7 protein-coding genes are annotated in these 19513 nt (G+C 68.3%); 5 read left to right on the plus strand and 2 right to left on the minus strand.

Going from position 1 to position 19513, the window contains the following annotated elements; all coding sequences use genetic code 11:
• Window positions 1-231: 231 nt before the first annotated feature.
• Genes drmD through drmC form a run of 5 tightly spaced genes read left to right on the plus strand, consistent with a single transcriptional unit; the run spans window position 232 to window position 13999 of the window.
• A complete protein-coding gene (drmD, locus tag ACIRPP_RS11075) occupies window positions 232-3465 on the plus strand; it encodes a DISARM system SNF2-like helicase DrmD (RefSeq protein ID WP_403640170.1) in 3234 nt (1077 codons plus the stop codon).
• Complete coding sequence (locus tag ACIRPP_RS11080; protein WP_403640173.1) at window positions 3462-7493, plus strand: Eco57I restriction-modification methylase domain-containing protein; 4032 nt, start codon at window positions 3462-3464, stop codon at window positions 7491-7493. The genes drmD and ACIRPP_RS11080 overlap by 4 nt, the downstream gene beginning before the upstream one ends.
• Entirely contained in the window at window positions 7490-11242 is a 3753-nt protein-coding gene (gene drmA / locus ACIRPP_RS11085; RefSeq protein WP_403640176.1) for a DISARM system helicase DrmA, read from the plus strand. The genes ACIRPP_RS11080 and drmA overlap by 4 nt, the downstream gene beginning before the upstream one ends.
• Window positions 11239-13272, plus strand: a complete 2034-nt coding sequence (gene drmB / locus ACIRPP_RS11090) for a DrmB family protein (protein ID WP_403640179.1) — start codon at window positions 11239-11241, stop codon at window positions 13270-13272. The genes drmA and drmB overlap by 4 nt, the downstream gene beginning before the upstream one ends.
• A complete protein-coding gene (gene drmC / locus ACIRPP_RS11095; RefSeq protein ID WP_403640182.1) occupies window positions 13265-13999 on the plus strand; it encodes a DISARM system phospholipase D-like protein DrmC in 735 nt (244 codons plus the stop codon). Before drmB ends, drmC begins: the two co-directional genes overlap by 8 nt.
• A 613-nt stretch (window positions 14000-14612) precedes the next feature.
• On the opposite strand, the gene ACIRPP_RS11100 is transcribed toward drmC, so the two are convergent.
• The gene (locus ACIRPP_RS11100; RefSeq protein WP_403640185.1) at window positions 14613-17528 is read right to left on the minus strand and encodes a putative dsRNA-binding protein; all 2916 of its coding nucleotides are present in this window, start codon (window positions 17526-17528) and stop codon (window positions 14613-14615) included.
• A 252-nt stretch (window positions 17529-17780) separates the two neighbouring features.
• Window positions 17781-19241: a hypothetical protein gene (locus ACIRPP_RS11105; RefSeq protein WP_403640188.1), complete on the minus strand. Its 1461-nt coding sequence runs from the start codon at window positions 19239-19241 to the stop codon at window positions 17781-17783.
• Window positions 19242-19513 lie beyond the last annotated feature (272 nt).

Here is a 19513-nt window from a genome sequence, read left to right on the forward strand (position 1 = left end):
GGCAGGGGGACCCAGCCCGAGTGTGTCTTGGTCGAGATCGCGCGGGGGTGCGGGCGGAAGCCCGCACTGACGAGCCCTCGCCAAGACGACCCTTCCGTAATCCGCTGACCACGGTGTCCGCGAGTCCTGAGGACTTGCAGCGGACCGTTGCCAGGTCGGAGATACTGGTGTTTCTGTGACCCCCTGCGGCCTGATGCTATCCCCATGTGCCTGGGTGGTTACGCTCCGGCAGTGACGGCATTGGTGAAGGAGTCTGCCCAGGTGGCGACGGCGACGGAGTACCCGCAGGGATCGGCGAGCAGCACCCCGAATACGGCGGCCGTTCCGCCGGTCCCAGAGCCGGGACAGGTCGTCAAGGTGCGGGGCTCCACCTGGGCCGTGTCCGATATCCAGAAGCAGGGCCTTCCTCGTAGCCCCGCAGACGAGGGCATGCCGGGACTTACACATGTGGTGAGCCTGCAGTCGCTGGACGAGGACCGGCTCGGGCAAGAGCTGACGGTGGTCTGGGAGCTGGAGGTCGGGCACACTCTCGCTCCGAACCAGGGACTGCCGGAGACCGTGCGGGCGGAGGCGTTCGATGATCCGAACACTCTCGCCGCATTCGTGGACGCGGTCCGCTGGGGTGCGGTCACCTCGGCGGACTCCAGCTCCTACCAAGCCCCCTTCCGCAGCGGCGCGAACGTGGAGGCGTACCAGCTGGTGCCACTGAGCCGGGCTCTGCAGTCTTCGCGTACGAATTTGCTGCTCGCGGACGACGTCGGCCTGGGCAAGACCATCGAGGCTGGGCTTGTCGTGCAGGAGCTGCTGCTGAGGCACCGTGCACGATCCGTGGTGATCGTGTGTCCGCCGAGCCTGTCGCTGAAGTGGCAGGACGAGATGCGGGAGAAGTTCGGCCTCGACTTCGTCATCGTCAACAGCGAGCTGATGGCGAAGGTGCGGCGGAGCCACGGGCTGAACGCCAACCCGTTCCGGCTCTATCCGCGCGTGATCGTGAGCATGGCGTGGCTGCCGTCACTGCGGGCACAGCGCCTGCTGCGCGACGTGCTGGCCGATGTGCGCAGCGCGGGCACGGCCAAGCGGTACGCGTTCGACGTGCTGGTGGTCGACGAAGCGCACCATGTGGCGCCGGCCAGCCCGACGACGGCGCCGGGGCAGCGCGGATACGCGGTGGACAGCAAGCGGACGACGGCGACGATGCGGCTCGCCGAGTCGTGCGAGCACAGACTGTTCCTGAGCGCGACGCCGCACAACGGCTATTCGGAGTCCTTCACCGCCCTCCTGGAGATGATCGACGGTCGCCGGTTCACCCGCGGCGCGAGCATCGACGAACAGGCGCTGAAGGAGGTGATGGTGCGGTGGCTGAAGACCGATCTGCCGGACAAGGGATTCAAGACCCGGCAGGTGAAGCCCCTTCCCTTCACGCCGTCGGAGGAGGAGCAGCAGCAGTTCGCGAAGTTGGAGCGGCTGCTGGCGGACAGTGCCCGGGCAAACGGTAAGGGCTCGGGCGGCGACATCGTCGCGATGCTGCTGAAGAAGCGATTCCTGTCCAGCCCGTGGTCGTTCGCCCGCACCCTTGAGCTGTACGAGGGCGCGGACGGCGGCGACCGGCAGCTTCGGATGGACGACGAAGACCAGTACTACACAGAGGTGCTGGGTAGCGGCCAGTCCGACGAGGAGGAGGGCGCGGCCGAACACCCCGAGTTCACCGCGCTGCGCCACTCCAAGGGCTCGGACCCCCTGGTCGCGGCCACCAGCAGCGAAATCGCCTCGCTCATCGAGTGGGGGCGCCGTTATGAGCACAAGCCGGACTCCCGGCTGGAAGAACTCCTGAATTTCCTCGCCGCGGTCTGCCGACCGGACGGCACTCACTGGACCAACGAACGCGTCGTGGTTTTCACGGAGTACGCGGCCACCCTGGAATGGATCGAGCGCGTCCTGCGGCAGCGCGGCTACAACGACGTACTCGAGGTCATCCAGGGCTCGACCCCGACCGAGGAGCGGGAGAAGATCCGCGCCCGGTTCACCGAGAGCCCGGACAAGCACCCGGTCCGCATCCTGCTCGCCACCGACTCCGCCGGCGAGGGCATCGACCTGCAGACCCACTGCCACCGCCTGGTCAACTTCGACATCCCCTTCAACCCGTCCCGCCTGGAGCAGCGCATCGGCCGGATCGACCGGTACGGGCAGACCAAGCGCCCGGAGATCTTTCACTTCGTTCCGGTCTCCAGCTCCACGACGTACGACGCGGACATGAAGTTCATGGGGATCATCGCGACCAAGGTCGGACAGGCCACCAAGGACCTCGGCAAGGTCAACCAGGTCATCGATGCCGAGGTGCAAGAGCACTTCGCCCCCACCCGTACGGTGCGCAAGGCGCGGCTGGCCGCGCCGGACGACGGCAACGAGGTGATCACCCGCGTGCTGGCCGGCGGAATGGAGCTGAACCGCCGGCTCACCAAGCTCTCCGAGACCTACCAGGAGAGCAAGGCCGCCATGCATCTCACGCCCGCAAACGCCCGGCGGGTGGTGGACACGGCGCTCACGCTGACCTCTCAGCCCCCGCTCGTCGAGATCGGCGATGACCGCACCGAAGCACAGGTCTTCGAGATCCCGAATCTCAGCCGCTCCTGGCAGCCGGCCCTGCGCGGCCTGGACACTCGCCTCGAGCCTGGGGTGCCGCGCCCGATCACCTTCGACGACCAGGCCGCGCAACACCGCACCGACCTGGTCCATATCCATCTCGGGCACGCCCTCATGCAGCGCGCCACCCGCACTCTGCGCTCCGCGCTCTTCAGCACGGACTCCCCGGTACATCGGGTCACCGCCGTCATCGCCCCCGGCCTTCCCGAGTCCTGTGTCGCCGCTGTCTCTCGGCTCGTCCTGGTCGGACGCGGCGGGCTACGCCTGCACGAGGAGGTCTTTCTCACCGGCGTCCGGCTGCGTGGTCAGGCCCTTGCCGAGTCCAAGGTCGAGCAGGTCCTCGATGAGACCCTCGACTCTACCGATCTGCTCCTTGCCGATGAGAAGGTGCGTGTTCACCTCGCCGAGCTGTGGAACGACGACAGCTCCCGGTTGCGAACACGCCTGCTGACCGCGATGGAGCGCAAGAGCGCCAGCCGCCAGGAGAAGGTCACCGAGGCACTCACCCAGCGCCGGGACGCCGACATCAAGCGCGCCCACGAAATCTTCGGCGCCTTCCGGCTCAATTTGTCCGAGTCCCGTGACCGCCTGGAGCAGGCCATCCGCGCCGAGGAAGAGCTGCTGTTCACCGACGACCAGCAAAAGCAGCGCCGCCGGGACCTGCACCACATGAACGAGCGCCTGGACAGCCTGGACGACGAGGAGGCGCGCGAGATCGCCTCAATCCAGGAGCGCTACAGCGACATCAAGCCCTATGTATCCGCCGCGGCGGTCGTGTTCGCCCTCACCCCCGAAGACGCGAAGAACGGAATGGTCAAGGCATGAGCCGCCGCTACCCCCAGACCGCCGCCGACCTGCACCGCGCCTGGCTCGAACTCGTCGATGCCGACGGCCCCTTCCTCGCCGTCCCCGCCCTGGAACGCGTCTACCGCGAAGGCATCCCTCAGCCCGACTCCCGGGCGCTAGACGCCATCAAGGACGCCAAGCCCGCCTTTGAGAAGGCATGGGAGAACTGGGACGAGCACCCGGGTGACGAAGCCGCCCTCGCCCTGTACCGCGAGGCCCGCGACACCTGGGTCGACCTCGTCCTGCGCCAGGGCCTGCGCTGGGGCGCCTCCTACACCGTCCCCGCCCCGGCCGCCGCCGAGGTCCGCTCACCCGATTACACCGTCACCGTGCGCGCCGACGGCGCCCTCGTCCACGGCGACACCACCGGCGCCCTCGTCCTGATCACCGACCCTACGGACTCCCTGCGCGACCCGCTCACCGACGGCTGGTCGGCCAGCCCCATCGACCGCATGGAAGAGCTGCTGCGCGCCTCCGGCGTCCCCATCGGCGTCGTTACCGACGGCCGCTGGTGGGCGATCGTCAGCGCCCGCCCCCAGACCATGGTCGCCTCCGGCATCGTCGACGCCCAGACCTGGATCGAAGAGCCCCAGACCCGCAACGCCTTCATCGAACTCCTCCAGCGCCGCCGCCTGGTAGGCGGCAAACAGCAGGACCGCCTGACGGAACTCTTCGGCGAGTCCGTCACCGCCGCCGAGAAGATCACCGAAGCCCTCGGCACTCAGGTCCGCCGCGCCGTCGAACTCATCGTCCAGGCCCTGTCCGAAGGCGCTCTGGACGCACAGCGACGCGGCGAGCCCGACCCGCTGCCGGCGGCACGGGGCGAGGTCTACGAGGCCGCCGTCACCGTCATGATGCGCGTCGTCTTCCTCCTCTTCGCCGAAGAACGGGGACTGCTGCCCCAGAGCCGCCTCTTCGCCATGGGATACGGCATCAGCGACGAACTCGACCTCCTTGACGCCCGCGAGAAGGAGGAGGGCGAACAGGCCCTCGACGCCACGTTCCTGACCTGGCACCGGCTCCTGGCCACCTCCCAGGCCCTTTACCGGGGCGCAAGCTTCGAGGACCTGCGCCTGCCCGAGTACGGCGGCTCCCTCTTCGACCCGGCCCGCTTCCCCTTCCTCACCGCCTGTGACTCACAGGAGACCCTGGCCATCACGGTCAGCGACCGAGTCATGCTCGAAGTCCTACGTGCCGTCCAGTACGCCAAACTCCCAGGAGGGGACCGCAGGATCTCCTTCCGCGACATCGACGTCGAACAGATCGGATACATCTACGAGGGTCTCCTCGGCTACTCCTGCGAACCCGCCGAAGAGGTCATCGTCAGCCTGAACGGCAGCGCGGGATCCGAACCGGAAATCCCCCTCGCCACCCTCGAAGAGCTCAGCCAGGCTACGCACACCGAGACCGCGCTGGCCGACGCGATCCTCACCTGGGTCAAGCAGCACCAGCCGGCCGCGAAGCCGCCCAGCAAAGCCGCCCTCACCAAGGCGCTGAAAGCGGGCAACACCCTCGACGACACCGAGATCGCCCTACGCGACGTCACCGACGACCCCGAACTACGCGACCGGCTCCGCCCGTTCATCGGCATCATCCGCCGCGACCTGCGCAACCGGCCGCTAGTCGTCGAGCCCGGCGGCGTTCTCTTGGTGGAAACTCCCTCGCGAGCCTCGGCGGGCGCGCACTACACGCCCCGCTCTCTAGCCGAGGAGGTCGTTCGGTACGCGCTGGAGCCTCTCGTCTACTCGCCCGGACCACACCAGAGCGCGAACCAGGACGCGTGGCGGCCGATCGACTCCGACCAGATCCTCGACCTGCGTATCGCCGACATCGCCTGCGGCTCGGGTGCCTTCCTCGTGGCCGCGGCACGGTACCTCGCCGACCGGCTCGTCGAGGCATGGCAGCGCGAGGGCGTGGCGTACGGAAGGACGCCGCACGACCTGCACGTCCACGCGATAAGGACCGTCGTCGCGACCTGTCTGTACGGCGCCGACATCAACGGCATGGCTGTGGAGATGTGCAAGCTGTCGCTCTGGCTGGTGTCGTTGGACCCGAAGCTCCCGTTCTCATTCGTCGATGACAAGGTGGTGCACGGCAACGCCCTCCTCGGCCTGACGGACGCCCAGCAGCTGCGCGACCTCCACATCCACGTCGACGCGGTTCGCGATCAGATTAGTCTCTTTGATATCGATATCGACGGTACTCTAGGCCGCGCTGCCCGGCTGCGTCGCCAGCTTGCCACCGAGGTTAACGACAGGGACCCGCAACGTTCCGCGGCTACCAAGCGGCGACAATGGCGCGAATACCAGAGAATCACTGCGCAGCTCACTGACGTGGCCGACGCTGTGATTGCTGCCGGTCTCCGGTGGGGAGGCAAGCCCGGCAAGCAGATGCGAGATGCGTACGAGAACCTGCGCATTGCCGTTGAACTTGCCTACCCGGTCGGAGGCGGTGAACCAAATAGGGTCATGCTTGACGGAATCTTGGAAGCAGGACTCACTCCGACGGTCGCTACGGATTACATGCGATGGAAGCCCCTGCATTGGATCCTTGCGGTGCCGGACGTCATGGAGCGCGGAGGGTTCGACGCCATCGTCGGTAATCCTCCATTTCTTGGCGAGTACAAAATCCCAAAGGCGATGGGCTCTAATGTCCGATCCTGGTTGGTCGAGATCCTCGCTTTCGGAAGGAAGGGCAAGGCCGACCTTGTCGCGTATTTCTTCCTTCGCGCGATGATGCTCGTCAAGAATCAAGGCACTCTCGGGCTCATCGCCACTAGTTCCGTCGGGGAAGGGCAAACGCGCGAAGTCGGCTTGGATCAGATGGCTCGAAATGGTTTCACGATTGGTCGAGCCATCCAAAGTAAGTCCTGGCCTACCACCAATGCCGACCTCGAATACGCCGCAGTATGGGGTGTTCGCGGCAACATTCCGCAGGAGGTGCCGCGGATTGTTGACGGAATCGAAGCGAAGAGAATTTCGACGGTACTTGAGCCTATGGGGAACGTGGACGATTACCGCGTAAGGCTGACAGTCAATCGAGGTATTGCGTTCAAGGGCTGCGAGCCGTACGGCGGAGGGTTTATTATTTCACCGGAGCAGGCTTTGGAATGGATTGCCGTCGACCCGGAGAATGCGCGCGTGCTCAAGCCATTCCTTGGAGGGGATGACCTCAACGCCCGGCCCGACGGCAAGCCCTCCCGGTGGGCAATTGACTTTACGGGACTTTCCGAAGAGGAGGCTCGCGCCTTCGTTCTGCCCTATGCGCACGTACTCAAGCACGTGAAGCCTGACCGCGCCAAGAAGGCCAAGGCAGTGCGAGAGGCGCCCTGGTGGCTGTTTCACCGACCTCGCCCGGCTTTGCGTACAGCGATCTCCTCATTGGAGGAAATGCTCGCTATCACACGGCACAGTAAGACCGCGCTACCTATGCGCATTCCGACTACCTGGTTGCCTAGCGACGCGACTATCGCTTTCGCTACGGATTCCTTCGGGGATCAGGCAGTGCTGTCGTCGAGTCTTCATCAGGTCTGGGCTATCAAATTTGGCTCGGGGATGCGTAACGATCCTCGCTACACCCCGTCGTCCGTGTTCGAGACCTTCCCCTTTCCGCCAAAGAGTGAACGAATGTCTGACGCCGGCAGGAGGCTAGAGCTTGATCGACGGGAAATCATGACTCGCCGCGGACTAGGGCTGACAGATCTCTATAGCCTGGTCAACAGTCACGCCATTACTGATTCCGCTGACCCTGATGTGGCGAGAATCCGTGCGATCCACATGGAACTCGACCTCGCCGTCATGGCCGCCTACGGATGGGATAACATCCCCCTGGATCACGGCTTCCATACCTACCGTCAGATGGAGCGTTGGACGGTGAGCGCCGCCGCCCGGGTGGAGATCCTCGACCGCCTCCTCGAAGAGAATCATCGTCGCGCCGCCTTGCAAGGCGTTGTCAGTCCCACCGGCAACGATGAGGACATCGACGAGGATGAGGAGGAGGACGAGTGACTACCTCCCAGCGCGACGGCGCGTGGCCCGCAGCGACACCCGGCGTCCTCCCGGCCCTGGCCTATCGGCTCGCCCTGGACCCTGACGACCGTTCCTGGACCGCCCGCGAGAACCTGGTCGACATCTTGGAGCGTGAGCTCCTCGGCCCGGCCAACGGCCCGGACGAGATCCTGGACGGTGTTCCCGACTCGGCGTACCTGATCGGCCGGATCGCGCCCGTGCGCCTCACCGCCGGCCAGGACGACCCCAGCGAGGCCGGATCGGACGACGCCGCGACCGACGTGGGCGACGCCGTGGACGCTGCCGAGAGCCGGGGCGTGCCGCTCACCGCCGTAGACGACAGCAGCGCGAGTTCGGATGAGGACGAGGTCGAGGACCAGCCACAAAAGCGTGGGCTGATGATCCCGGCCTCGATGGGGCTACGCTTCCAGATCCCTGACGATCTCGAAGAGTTCACGGTGACCGCCTCTTGGGGCACGTACGAGCCGCTGAAGGAGAAGCGCGGCGAGGGCACCGAAGACGGCGAGGGCGCGGCACCCGCTCCGGCTCTCCGTCGTTTCCAGCGCACCCCGCACGCCATAGCGAAGGCGATCAAGGTTGCTGACCTGAAGCCGTCCCGTACGACCGAGATTGTGCTCAAGGACAAGGTCTTGCTCCGGGTGGATCGTTATGACGACTCCGAGCGTGGCTGTCGGCTGATCGAGGTGGCGTTGTGCAATGACCGAGAGACGCCTCGCAAGATCCCGGTCGAGGCGTGGCTGTATCAGACCAAGCTGTCGGTGTCGGCCGGTGGCGCTGAGGTGTTCCTGCCGGTCAATGACGTACTCCTGGACACGCGCGAGGAACCGGACGACGAGCTGCGGCGGCTGCGGCTTCAGTACCGCAACCGTCTGGAATTCGCCCATGGCCGGACCTGCTCGGTGGACTGGGAGGTAGCCGAAGGAGCGCGCAGGGCCAGTGGGGTCTGGACAACGTGGCTGCCGGTAAGCGAGACGCCGCAGACGGCCGCCGAGGAGATCGGCGCGGCTCTGCTGGACATGCGCAAGCTCCAGGAGGCATCGATCGATGAGCTGCGTACGGGTCTTGAGCCGATCGTCGCGGGTTACACGGCCTGGCTGGACGGTGAGGAGCAGCGGGCCGAGGCGCTTCCGGAGCATCTGCGGTCCGAGGGTTTGGACGCGGTCACCGAGGCGCGTCGAGTGCAACGCCAGCTTGAGGAGGGTCTGAAGCATCTCCTCGGGGACAAGGAGGCGTTGCGCTGTTTCCGGTTCATGAACCGGGTGATGGCTGATCAGCGTGTGCAGTCGCAGGTCGCGGAGCGGCGGGCGAGTCGGCCGGAGGAGAGCATTGATGAGGCTCGCGAGGCGATCCTCGCGGAGAAGGGGGCTCTGGCGCACTCGTGGCGTACCTTCCAGCTCGCCTTCGTGCTTATGCAGTTGCCGTTGCTGTCCGACCCGGCGGCCGAGAAGCGGTCGGGGGAGCTGGCCAAGGCGCAGCTGCTGTTCTTCCCGACTGGTGGTGGCAAGACGGAGGCGTATCTAGGTCTGGCCACCTACACGTTCGCGATCCGGCGCCGCCAAGGCGTCGTGGATGCCTTCGACGGTCCGCTGGACGGGCGGTCCGGGGTCGCCGTCCTCATGCGGTACACGCTGCGCCTGCTCACCGCCCAGCAGTTCCAGCGCGCCACCGCCCTGGTGTGCGCGGCGGAGCTTGCACGGCGCGACGATGTGGCGACGTGGGGGGAGGAGCCGTTCCGGATCGGGCTGTGGGTCGGCACCGATGTGAGCCCGAAACGGTACGACGAGGCCGCCGAGCAGTTGCAGAAAGCCCACGGGGGCCGTGGCTATCGGCTGACGGTGCTGCAGATCCAGCGCTGCCCTTGGTGCGGGACGCGGGTCGAGGCGCGCGATGTTCGCACGGAGCCCACGTTGCGCCGGGTGTACGTGTACTGCGGGGACGAGCTGGCCGACTGTCCGTTCGCCGACGGCGGTGATGTGCCGGACGGGCTGCCGGTGCTCACGGTGGACGAGGAGATTTACCGGCTCGCGCCAGCATTCGTCATCGCCACGGTGGACAAGTTCGCCCGCCTGGCGCGGGAGGGCGAGGCTGCCTCACTGTTCGGGCACGTCTCGCGGCGCTGTGAACGACACGGCTTCGTGCATCCCGACTATCAGCAGTGCGACATCAAGGACGGCAGCAAGCATCCCAAGAAGGACGGCTGGCCGGCGGCCCCCGTTCACCCGGCCACGCGGTTGCGACCCCCGGATCTGGTTATTCAGGACGAGTTGCATCTGATCACCGGGGCACTCGGCACGACGGTGGGCCTGTTCGAGGTGGCCATCGACGTGATGACCGACTGGCGGACGAAGGACGGGCGCCCGGTGCGTCCGCTGCTCGTCGCCTCCACGGCCACTGCCCGCAACGCGTCGGAGCAGGTGCGTGCGCTGTACGGGCGCGACGTCACCATCTTCCCGCCGCAGGTCCTGGACGCCGGGAACACTTACTTCTCCAAGGAAATCCCGGTCTCCGAGAAGCACCCGGGGCGCCGGTACGTCGGGATCAGCACGACGGGGGTGCGCCTGACCACAGCGGAGATCCGGGTCGCCGAGGTTCTCCTGGCCGGCGGGCAACTGCTTCTCGACCGCTCCGGCCGCGTGGCCGATCCGTACATGACCCTGGTCGGCTACTTCAGCGCCACCCGTGAACTCGCCGGCCTGGCCCGATACATGAGCGACGACATTCAAACCGCGCTCGCCAAGGGCCGCCCCTGGTCGAAGCTCCCCCGCCGCACCGGAACCGACTACGGTTCGCTGCACGTCGCCGAGCTGACCTCGCGCGTGGCCAGCGCGGACATCACCGCGACCCTGGACCAGATGGCGACGGCGTTCGACCCGGGCTTCGACTCCACCGCGGGCAAGCGCAACCGGCGCGCGCTCAGGGAGGCGAAGAAGCCGGAGCCCACGCGCGAGGTCAATCCGTACGACGTGGTTCTGGCCACCTCCATGCTCCAGGTGGGTGTGGACGTGACTCGCCTTGGCCTGATGCTCGTGGTCGGGCAGCCGAAGAACACCGCAGAATACATTCAGGCGTCCTCGCGTGTGGGCCGTACGGCGGACCGGCCGGGGCTGGTGGTCGCGCTCGGAAACTGGGCGCGGCCGAGGGACCTCGCCCACTTCGAGCAGTTCCGCCACTACCACGAGACGTTCTACGCCCAGGTGGAGGCGCTGTCGGTGACCCCGTTCTCGGTGACCTCTCTGGAGCGCGGCCTGGACGGCGTGCTAGTGAGCGCCGCCCGGGTCCTGCAGGCCGCGAAGGCTGGCCAGGGGCTGTCCCCGGAGGACGGGGCGGCCCGTATCGAGGCCGAGCAGCACTTCGCGGGCGAACTCGTAGACGCCCTCGTCCGTCGCGTCGCGCGGGCCGGCGACGAAGACGCCGCCACCCGTGCCCGCCTGCGCCTGGAAAACCGCCTCGACCAATGGGGCAAGCGCCGCAAGAGCCTCATGGAGGACCGCAAGTCGCTGGTGTACGAGAGGGTTCTGGACGACGGTCGACACGACGCGCTGATGATGAGCGCGGAGAACGCCAAGGCGGGCATCGACACCCGTGACGCCGCGCCGTTCATCGTGGCGAACTCGATGCGCGAGGTGCAGCCGGAGATCAACCTCCTGGTGAGCCCGATCAAGGAACGACTGGTCTACCGCGCACCCGACCATGCCCCTCAGTGGAAGATGCCGGAGGACAACTCGTGAGTGACGAGACGCGCTTCGTCTACGACGTTGCCCACGCCGTCGACCCGCTGGGCGACCTGGAGCAGGAGGCGGAGAAGGCCACCAAGCACAACCGTGCCAAGGTCGGCTCGGCCCGCCCCTCCTCCCTGCTGTACACCTACGGTCCCGGCGCGATCATGGACTTGCCGCAGTTCACGATCATGCCCACCGGCCTGGACGACTGGGATCGCATCTGGCGGCGCCGCGACTCCGCACCCCCGCAGATCCACGCTCCACGCCTGCGTGACGTAGTCCGGATGATGCTGCGTTCCTCCGACGTCCAGTTGCGGCCGTACCCCTGGCAACCGAAGAAGCACAGCCGCTCCGCCGAAGGCAACGACCTCGGAGTCCCCTCCCGGGTCTTCCCGCAATGGCTGCGCTGCACGGGCTGCGACATGCTCGGACTACTCACCCAGTTCGACTACCGCAACACGCACCCCTTCCGCACCGACCTGGCCGTCTTCGAGCACGCCAAGTGCACGGGCCGCGCGGGCGCCGGCACCCGCAAGCCGATGCGCCGCACCGCCATCCCAGCCCGGTATCTGCTGGCCTGCGTCGACGGACACCTGGACGAGTTCCCATACGACCTGTGGGTGCACCACGGACAGCCGTGCAACAAGGCGGAGCTGCCCGCCCTGAAAATGGTCGACCGGACCGCCGGCAAGGGCGCCTCGGCCGTCATCCACTGCGCGTCCTGCGACATGCGGCGGCCCATGAACGAGGCCCAGGGCGAGGCCGGCAGGGCAAAACTCCCGCAGTGCCGCGGACGCCACCCCCACTTGGACGCCTTCGAGCCCAAGGGCTGCCGCAACGAGACCCGGCTGATGCTCGTCGGCGCCTCCAACCTGTGGTTCCCGGCCACACAGTCCATCATCGTGATGCCGGAATCCCAGGAGGAGAAAGCCAGCGACCTCGCCGACCGGGTCCGCACCGCGCTGGGCGACAAACTCGCCAAATACCGCGACAACCTGGGTATGATCCGGGACCTGCTCGGCATGGACGGCGGCGTCGACGTCACCGGCCTGTCCGACCACGACCTGGAGCAGGTCCTGCAGGCCGCCACCGCCCCCACCGACACCCCGGAGGAACAGGAGGAGAAGCTCCGCGACTGGGACCCGGTCGACCTCCTCGTCCCCGAATGGCGCTACCTGCTGCGTGACATCGTCGGCACCCGCGTCGAAGACCCCAAGAGCGGACTCACCCTCGCCACCCGCAAACGGGGCGACGCCCTCCAGCCCGAGATCACCCGTGTACTCGCGGTCGAACGCCTCCGCAAGGTAAATGCCCTGGTCGGCTTCACCCGCATCGACGACATGGACCGCGTCGGCGACCTCCCGCGCCGCCTGGCCCCACTGACGCGCACATCCTGGCCGAGCTGGACCGTGGCCACCGAGGACCGCGGCGAAGGCATCTTCCTCCAGCTCGACGAAAACGCCGTCGCCGCATGGGAGAAGCACGTCCTGGACACCGACCTCTGGAAACTCCACCGCGAGGCACACCGCAGAAACTTCGAGCGCCGCTTCTCCGACACCGCTGGCCAGATCGACCCCGACAGCCGCCTGAAGCCCCCGCGCTACTGGCTCGTCCACACCCTCGCCCACATCCTCATCCGCGAACTCGCCCTCACCTGCGGCTACTCGGCCGCCAGCCTCAGCGAACGCCTCTACGCATGGCCCGCCGCCGAAGGCCGCGACCCCGCGGCCGGCCTTCTCATCTGCACCACCGCCTCCGACAGCGACGGCACCCTCGGCGGCCTCGTACAGCTCAGCGAGCCCACACGCCTCCAACGCGTCGTCAACAGCGCACTGCGCAAGGCCACACGCTGCTCCTCCGACCCCATCTGCTCCAAGCGCACCCCCCAGGATCCCGAGGACTTCCTCCACGGCGCCGCCTGCCACTGCTGCGTCATGGCCTCGGAGACCTCCTGCGAGCGCGCCAACCGCTTCCTCGACCGCCGCTTCCTCCTCGACCTGCCCGGCAGCGACCTCGGCTTCTTCCAGACCCATGAGTGACGCGAACGCGCCACGCCAGCTCGGTCGGCTCCTGACCGGAACCGAGGCCAAGGACATAGCGGACCGCCTGGCCGACGGCGACACCTTGACCACCGCCCTCAAGGTCGTCGCCGTCGGCCAACGGGCGGAAATCCGCCGCCTGTTGGAGGCCGTCGGCGGCGGTCCCGGAGCGGCACCCCAACAGATCCTGGTCCTGAGAGCGATCGAGGGGGCACGGGCACTTCCGACCACGCTGTCACCGCTGTGGACCATGCCCGGACACCTCGCCCAGAGCGGACCGCTCACCACCTCGGTCACCCGCCTCGTCGACAGCGCCCGCCACGCGATCACCTGCTCGACCTTCAACTTCCAGCGCAGCTCGGCGCTCTGGACGTCACTTCGAACGTCCGCGCAGCGCGACGGCGTTGCCGTCCGCGTCTACATGGACACCCGGGCCGCCGACGGCAGCGGACAACACTGGTCACCAACGACCTCGGAGGTAGCTGAGCAGCTGGCCCCGGCAGAGGTCTGGCGCACCAAGGAATTCGACGGCGGCTACGTCCGCAACCACGCCAAGTTCCTCGCCATCGACCACCACCTCCTCCTGGTCACCAGCGCGAACTTCTCCTGGAGCGCAGAGAACAACAACGTCGAGTTCGGCGTCCTCATCGACAACCCGAACCTCACCGAAGCCGTCGAACGCGAGCTACGGGAAGCAGAGGGGGCCCTATACGAACAGATCTCCTGACGGGCCGGCGCTGGGCACCCGCCAGCCCAAGGTCGGGCACTTCGGCGCTACAGCATCGATAACAAGCAGGACGACACCGCTCCGTTCCGCCCAGTGGCTGGGCCGGCTACCGCGCCAACACCACCCTCACCGCCTCCCAGCGGCAAGCTCGCCGATCCCGTACAACGACCCACTGACCCACGTCCTGCTCCGCCAGGACCTCTCCCCCACCGACCGGAAGACCGCCCGCGCCGAACTCCCCGACTCCCTCACCCTGCCCACCGTCGACCCACCAGCCGTTCGCGGCCTGCTCGGCGGCACTCCCCATCCGCATCGCCACCCCATCCTCGCCAAACGCCTCGCCGACTTCGACGGAGCCCTCGCCACGGCCCGTGAGCCCGTACAAGTCGAATGGGGTGTCACTCACACACATGTCCCGCCGCGCCAAAACGACAACAACAGCCCCGCACGAGGGCGGACGGCCTCCCGTCTCATCACGAAGCACCTTGGCCGTCACGGATGTTGGGCGTGAGTCGTCGGCACAGCACCCTGAAGCACGGACCGCCCTTCGAGCCGCGGCGACGGGGCAGCTGGAGCCCGTTGCCCGACTTGCGGAGCGGTCTCACGAGTACGGCTACTCGTCCTGTGCCCCCCTGGGGCCGGCGGCGGCGTCGCCCGTGAGCCGCCGCCGGTCCATCGGCACGGAGACATAGGCGTCCATACCCGCTGTGGCCAAGGGATAGAGGGGAGCCGTCTCGAGATCGCCGTGCAGGCGCAGCAGTACATGGTCGTCACCGACCAGGCAGTCGGTGTACGGAAGGGTGTGGGTCAGCAGCCGGGCGAAATCGTCGCAGGCCGCCTGGACGTCCACCTTGTCGAGGCCGAGCCAGACGTGCAGTGTGCCGTCCTGGACCGTGAGCTCGACGTCAATGCGGGCGTCGGCCGCCTCGGCGGCTTCGCCGCACCACGTCAGGGTCTCGTCCAGCGTGCCAAGATGGACGGGGAGCGGACGGAAGGTCTCCTGACGCATGTCGTCCCGGACCGTGACGCCGGTGGCCGGGGCCTGATCGCGCCACCAGCCCTGCACAACGTCGCGGACCGAGGCGGCCTGCGGCCCGTTGCTCAGCGCTCGACGTACGGCGTCCGCCGCGTTTCGCCGGATCACGCTCGCAGCGTCAGGTCCGGGGGCGGCAGCCATGCGGCGCAGGAGCGAGCCGGGCCCGATACGCGTGTCGTCGAGGACCTTCCGGTACAGCTCGCGCAGCGCGTCCGGTACGGCCGTGCCCTCCGGCCCGAGCAGGGGGCGGACGCGTTCTGCCCAGGCAAGAAACGCCTCTGTGTCGCCGGTGGTGAGGAGGTCGGTGCCGAGATCGCCGCGGGCGAGCATGCGGGCGCGCTGCCGTTCCGTCGGCCGGCCGAGGCCATCGAGTTGGGCACGCAGGAGGAAGACGAGCAGGTCCCGTTCCGGGGCGGGGAGATCCTCGACGGCACCGTTGATGGGAGTGGCGAGGATATCGAGGATGGCCTCGGCAGTCGCCTTCTTCGCCTCCGGCTTCCCGGGGGTTCCGGACAGACGCTCGGTCCACTGGTGGGCCCGGCCCCGAGCGTCCCGCAGCTCGATCGTGGCGGTGAAGCATTTCAGGTGATCCGGCCCCGAGACGTTGTACAGGTACTCGTGGTCGATGCCGTACGTGGCGGCCATGGCGTCGAGGACGGTCACCGGGTCGTGCTGGTGTTCCAGGCCGGAGAGCCAGTCGTCAAGGACGGCGGGCCGGCGCCCGAGCAGTCGAGGCCCGTGGATGCGCCAGGCCGCGGCGACGACCGCCTGCGTGGCATCCGACACCGCTGTGCGGCCCTGTCCGCTCTCACCGCGGCTCGTCAGCAGCCCTTCCGCGAGCTGGAGGTTCGCACCGAGTCGGGCGGTGTCGTCGTCAGAGACGGTAAGGATGCGCGCCTCGTCCTCGTCGGGGGTGAGGCCGTGCGCGAGGGCCTGGCGGACGCGGACGTGAGCGGCGAGGTGGTTCACCACGTGCGAGCCGTGGTGGGCGAGGAGCTGGTTGTCGCGCTGGCGGGCGGCGGTCGCCGCCGCCTGGTTCTCGTGGACCCAGGAGGCATGGGTGAGGGCCTGGGCGAGGAGCCCATCTGCTCGATGGCCGAGCTCGAACATGGCCGCAAGGTCGCTCACGGCGTCCCGGTGCCTATTGCCCGGCTGCGCGTACGGCAGCGGCGACCCGGCTGGCAGGGGCGCGGATGCCGCCGTCCGCTCGGTGGCCGCCGCCGCGGCCACCTGCGGGTATGCGTCAAGCAGCGCTCGTGCCGCCGCAGCTCGCGCCGCCTTCTTGGACGGGCCGGTGCCTTCCGCCCTGCGGCCGGTTCCAGTGCGGACGGCAGCACGGAAGACCTTGCGGTGGTCCGGGCCCTCCTCGTCGTAGTCATAGGTCAGTCCTTCCTTGCGGAAGGCCGTTTGCGCCAGAGCGACAGGCTCGGCTCGCGTCTCCGACGGGCGGTCGAGGTCGGGCCACACGGAGGCGACCAGCCTCCGGGCGATCTCGTGCTCGCCGCAGAGGCTGAGCACGCCGAGGATCTGCCGGGCCACTCCTTCAAAGACGGACCGTGCGGGCTGCTGCGCCTCCCCCGCCCCCATGCGCACCAGCCCCTGCTTGGCAGCCCACGCGCCCAGCGCGAGGTCGGCGGCGGCTCGTCGCCGGGCGTGTTCGCTCGACTGTTCGGCCGACTTCCGAGGGTTCGTCCATCGCGTGTAGGCGTCGACCAGGATCACGTCGAGCGCGGTGCCGCCGAGCCGGTCGAGCAGGCCGAGTGCGTGTGGTGTGACCTGGGCGGCGTGGTGGCTCTCGTAGAGGTGACTGCGGTGTTCGGCGGCCAGGCCGAGCCAGGCGGTGACCTCGGGGCCGGCGTCCCATCCGCGCACGGCCTTCCCCACGACCTCGCCGACGTCCTGCCCATACGTGCCCACCAGCGACTCGGGCGGCTCGCACAGTGCCGGGTACGTGACGTCGTGGACGTCGAGCCGCCGTTCGGCGCGGGAGTAGGGCCGGACCGGCTCGGGCGAGGGACGCTGTCCGGTCGCGGGCGGTGCCGACTGCCTGGGCCGGGCCGGGCGGGCGGCTTCGGGGGGTGTGGTCCGGCCCCGGCGGGTGGACGCCGGGCGCTGGTGGGCGGGACGCGAGTCGGTGCGTCGAGGGGCCGCCTGCGCCTTCCGCCCGCCGGTCAGCGGTGTGCCGGACCTGCCGTCCAGGAGGTTCTGGAGTTCGTTGGTGAGCCAGGAGGGCAGTCCGGTCGGGGGGTGGCCGCCGTCGAAGAAGTCGCTGGCCAGGTCGACGCAGTACTCGTACCGCCCCCACTCGTGGTGGCGCGCGTGCTCCTGACCGAGCGTGCGCAGCGCCGACCGCATCCGCGCGTACGGCACCGTCTGGCCGGCCAGACGGTACGACGTCCGGTTCCGCGCGGCGGCGATGGCGAGCGCGATGCGGTGCACGGGTGTCGACGGCGCGGTCTCGCGCAGCGACACGATGCCGACCCAGCGGTTCATGGCCCTCCCCCTGCCGGGTGACGCGACCCTGTCCGGCCCGGCACGCGCTCCCGGGTAGCGTCGCTGCGCTGTCCCGGTGCTTGCGTACGGGCCGCGGCCTGCCCCCAGTCCTGCTGTCCACTCCTCCCGCCGCGCCTCACAACTCCCGGTCATCACGGCGGCACTGGCCGATCAGCGTAGGCCGCCGGGCGCAGGTTCGGGAAGGGTTGCATCGCGGGCAAGAGGTGAGGCCAGTGGCCCCACCACCTGCCGCTACTGGTGCCGTCCGCCGCTCCACCACCGGCGCCGCTGAGCGGACGGCGGTTGCGGCGGGTTCACTGGCGTCGCCGACTGTGCGGTCGCGGCCGCCTCGCCCAGCACTGCGGTGCGGATCGCCGTCCAGTCGGCGGAACGCCACCAGTTGAACAGCTCCACCGTGCTGATAACCGTCACCGGTAGTGAGTCGAGCGAGGCGACGAACTCGGGCCGCGCGTACACCGCCGCCGTCCGCTCCGACGGGTGCAGCTTGTGCTGGTGGTTGACGATCAATACGCCGTCGGAGACCGGTTCGTCGGGCCGCAGTTGCGGCCAGGTCTCCAGATGTCGCTCGAGATGCCCGACGAGATGCTCTTGTGCGGGACCGGAGGCGCCCTTGACCTCGACGAGGCGCGATGCCACACCGTCGGCGCCGACGAGTAGGTCGGCTGACTTCGTCCCGCCGAGCTCCTCGTCCAGGTCCACGGTGTGCATTCCCGCCGCGGTCAGCACCCGCGCGACCGCATGGACCAGGTCGGCGCCGCTGCCGTAGAGCAGCCCGTACCGCACCGGCTCCGCTCTTTCCTTGGCGTGCCGTAGTTCGTCCTCCAGGCGCTGCTTCTCGTCCGCGTACCGCGCCTCTAGGTCATCCAGAGCGTTGCGGGCGCTCTGCTCACCGACGGTCTGCAAATCGGGGTCGATGAACAACGGCGACCGTGCACGGCGCAACGCTGCGGGCACGTACTCCGGCAGCGCTCGGTGCACCAGCCAGCCCAGGACGCTCTCCCAGCGGGTGGCATCGGGGATGAGATACCACCGCTGGTCGCCCTCCGGCGACGTCCAGGCCGCGACCACCGGCTCCCCGAGCGAGTCGACGAGGATGGGATGCAGCTCGCCCGCAGCGGGGCGGTCGACCCTGCCGGAACGGTAGCCGTCGTACGACTGAGAGCCGTACAACTTCAAACTCCACCACGGAGCCCCCTCGGGGCGGGTCAGCAGCCGGATCGCCAGATCACGGTCGGCGCCCTCCAGACCCTGCACAATTTCGGGCCGCATCCCCTTGGGCAGGCGCCGACCGCCGACGCTGGTGGACTGGTCACCGAGGTGTACGGAGGCGTCTACAGAAGACAACACGTTACGGGGACGGTCCCCTTCGGCGTGGCCGACGACGGCGAAGACCAGAGCGACCTCGCCGCGCTGCCGTGCACCGCCGAGGAAGCGCTGGAACTCCTCATGGCCCTGCCCGGAGAAGAAGCCCGGCTCCACGGCCGCCGGACAGTCGCTGCTCTCCATGCCCCACCATCGCGGCACGAGGCCGTGCCGCTCCCAGGGCACGTCGCCGGGGACACGCAGCGGCTCTGGCGGGCCCATCCGGTTCAGAGCTCGCTCCCTGCGGAGCAGCAGCCCCTGCTCTTCTTCGGAGCCGGGCTCAGGCTGGCCAATGTGCACCGGCACCAGGCCGGTGGTTGAGCTGCTCATCGCCGCAGGCTAGCACCCCTGTTGACACCCGGTCGGCGTACGGTCGACTCACCAGGCAGCCCGCCTGAGATCAACTGATGAGTAGCCGAACAGTCACCAATAAGAGCTCACCGCTCGGCCCTCAATCGGCTACACGGGCGCCCGGCGGATCACGAACACACTCTCCAGACTTTCGGGGTCGACGACACGGTCGGCGGGGCTGGCTGTCCGTAGCTGGCTTCCTACGCCGGGACGGGGCTGCGAGTAGCCGATCACCGCTGTTCCTTGCTGCA

The sequence above is a fragment of the Streptomyces sp. NPDC101219 genome, assembly GCF_044767675.1.
Lineage (GTDB): Bacteria > Actinomycetota > Actinomycetes > Streptomycetales > Streptomycetaceae > Streptomyces.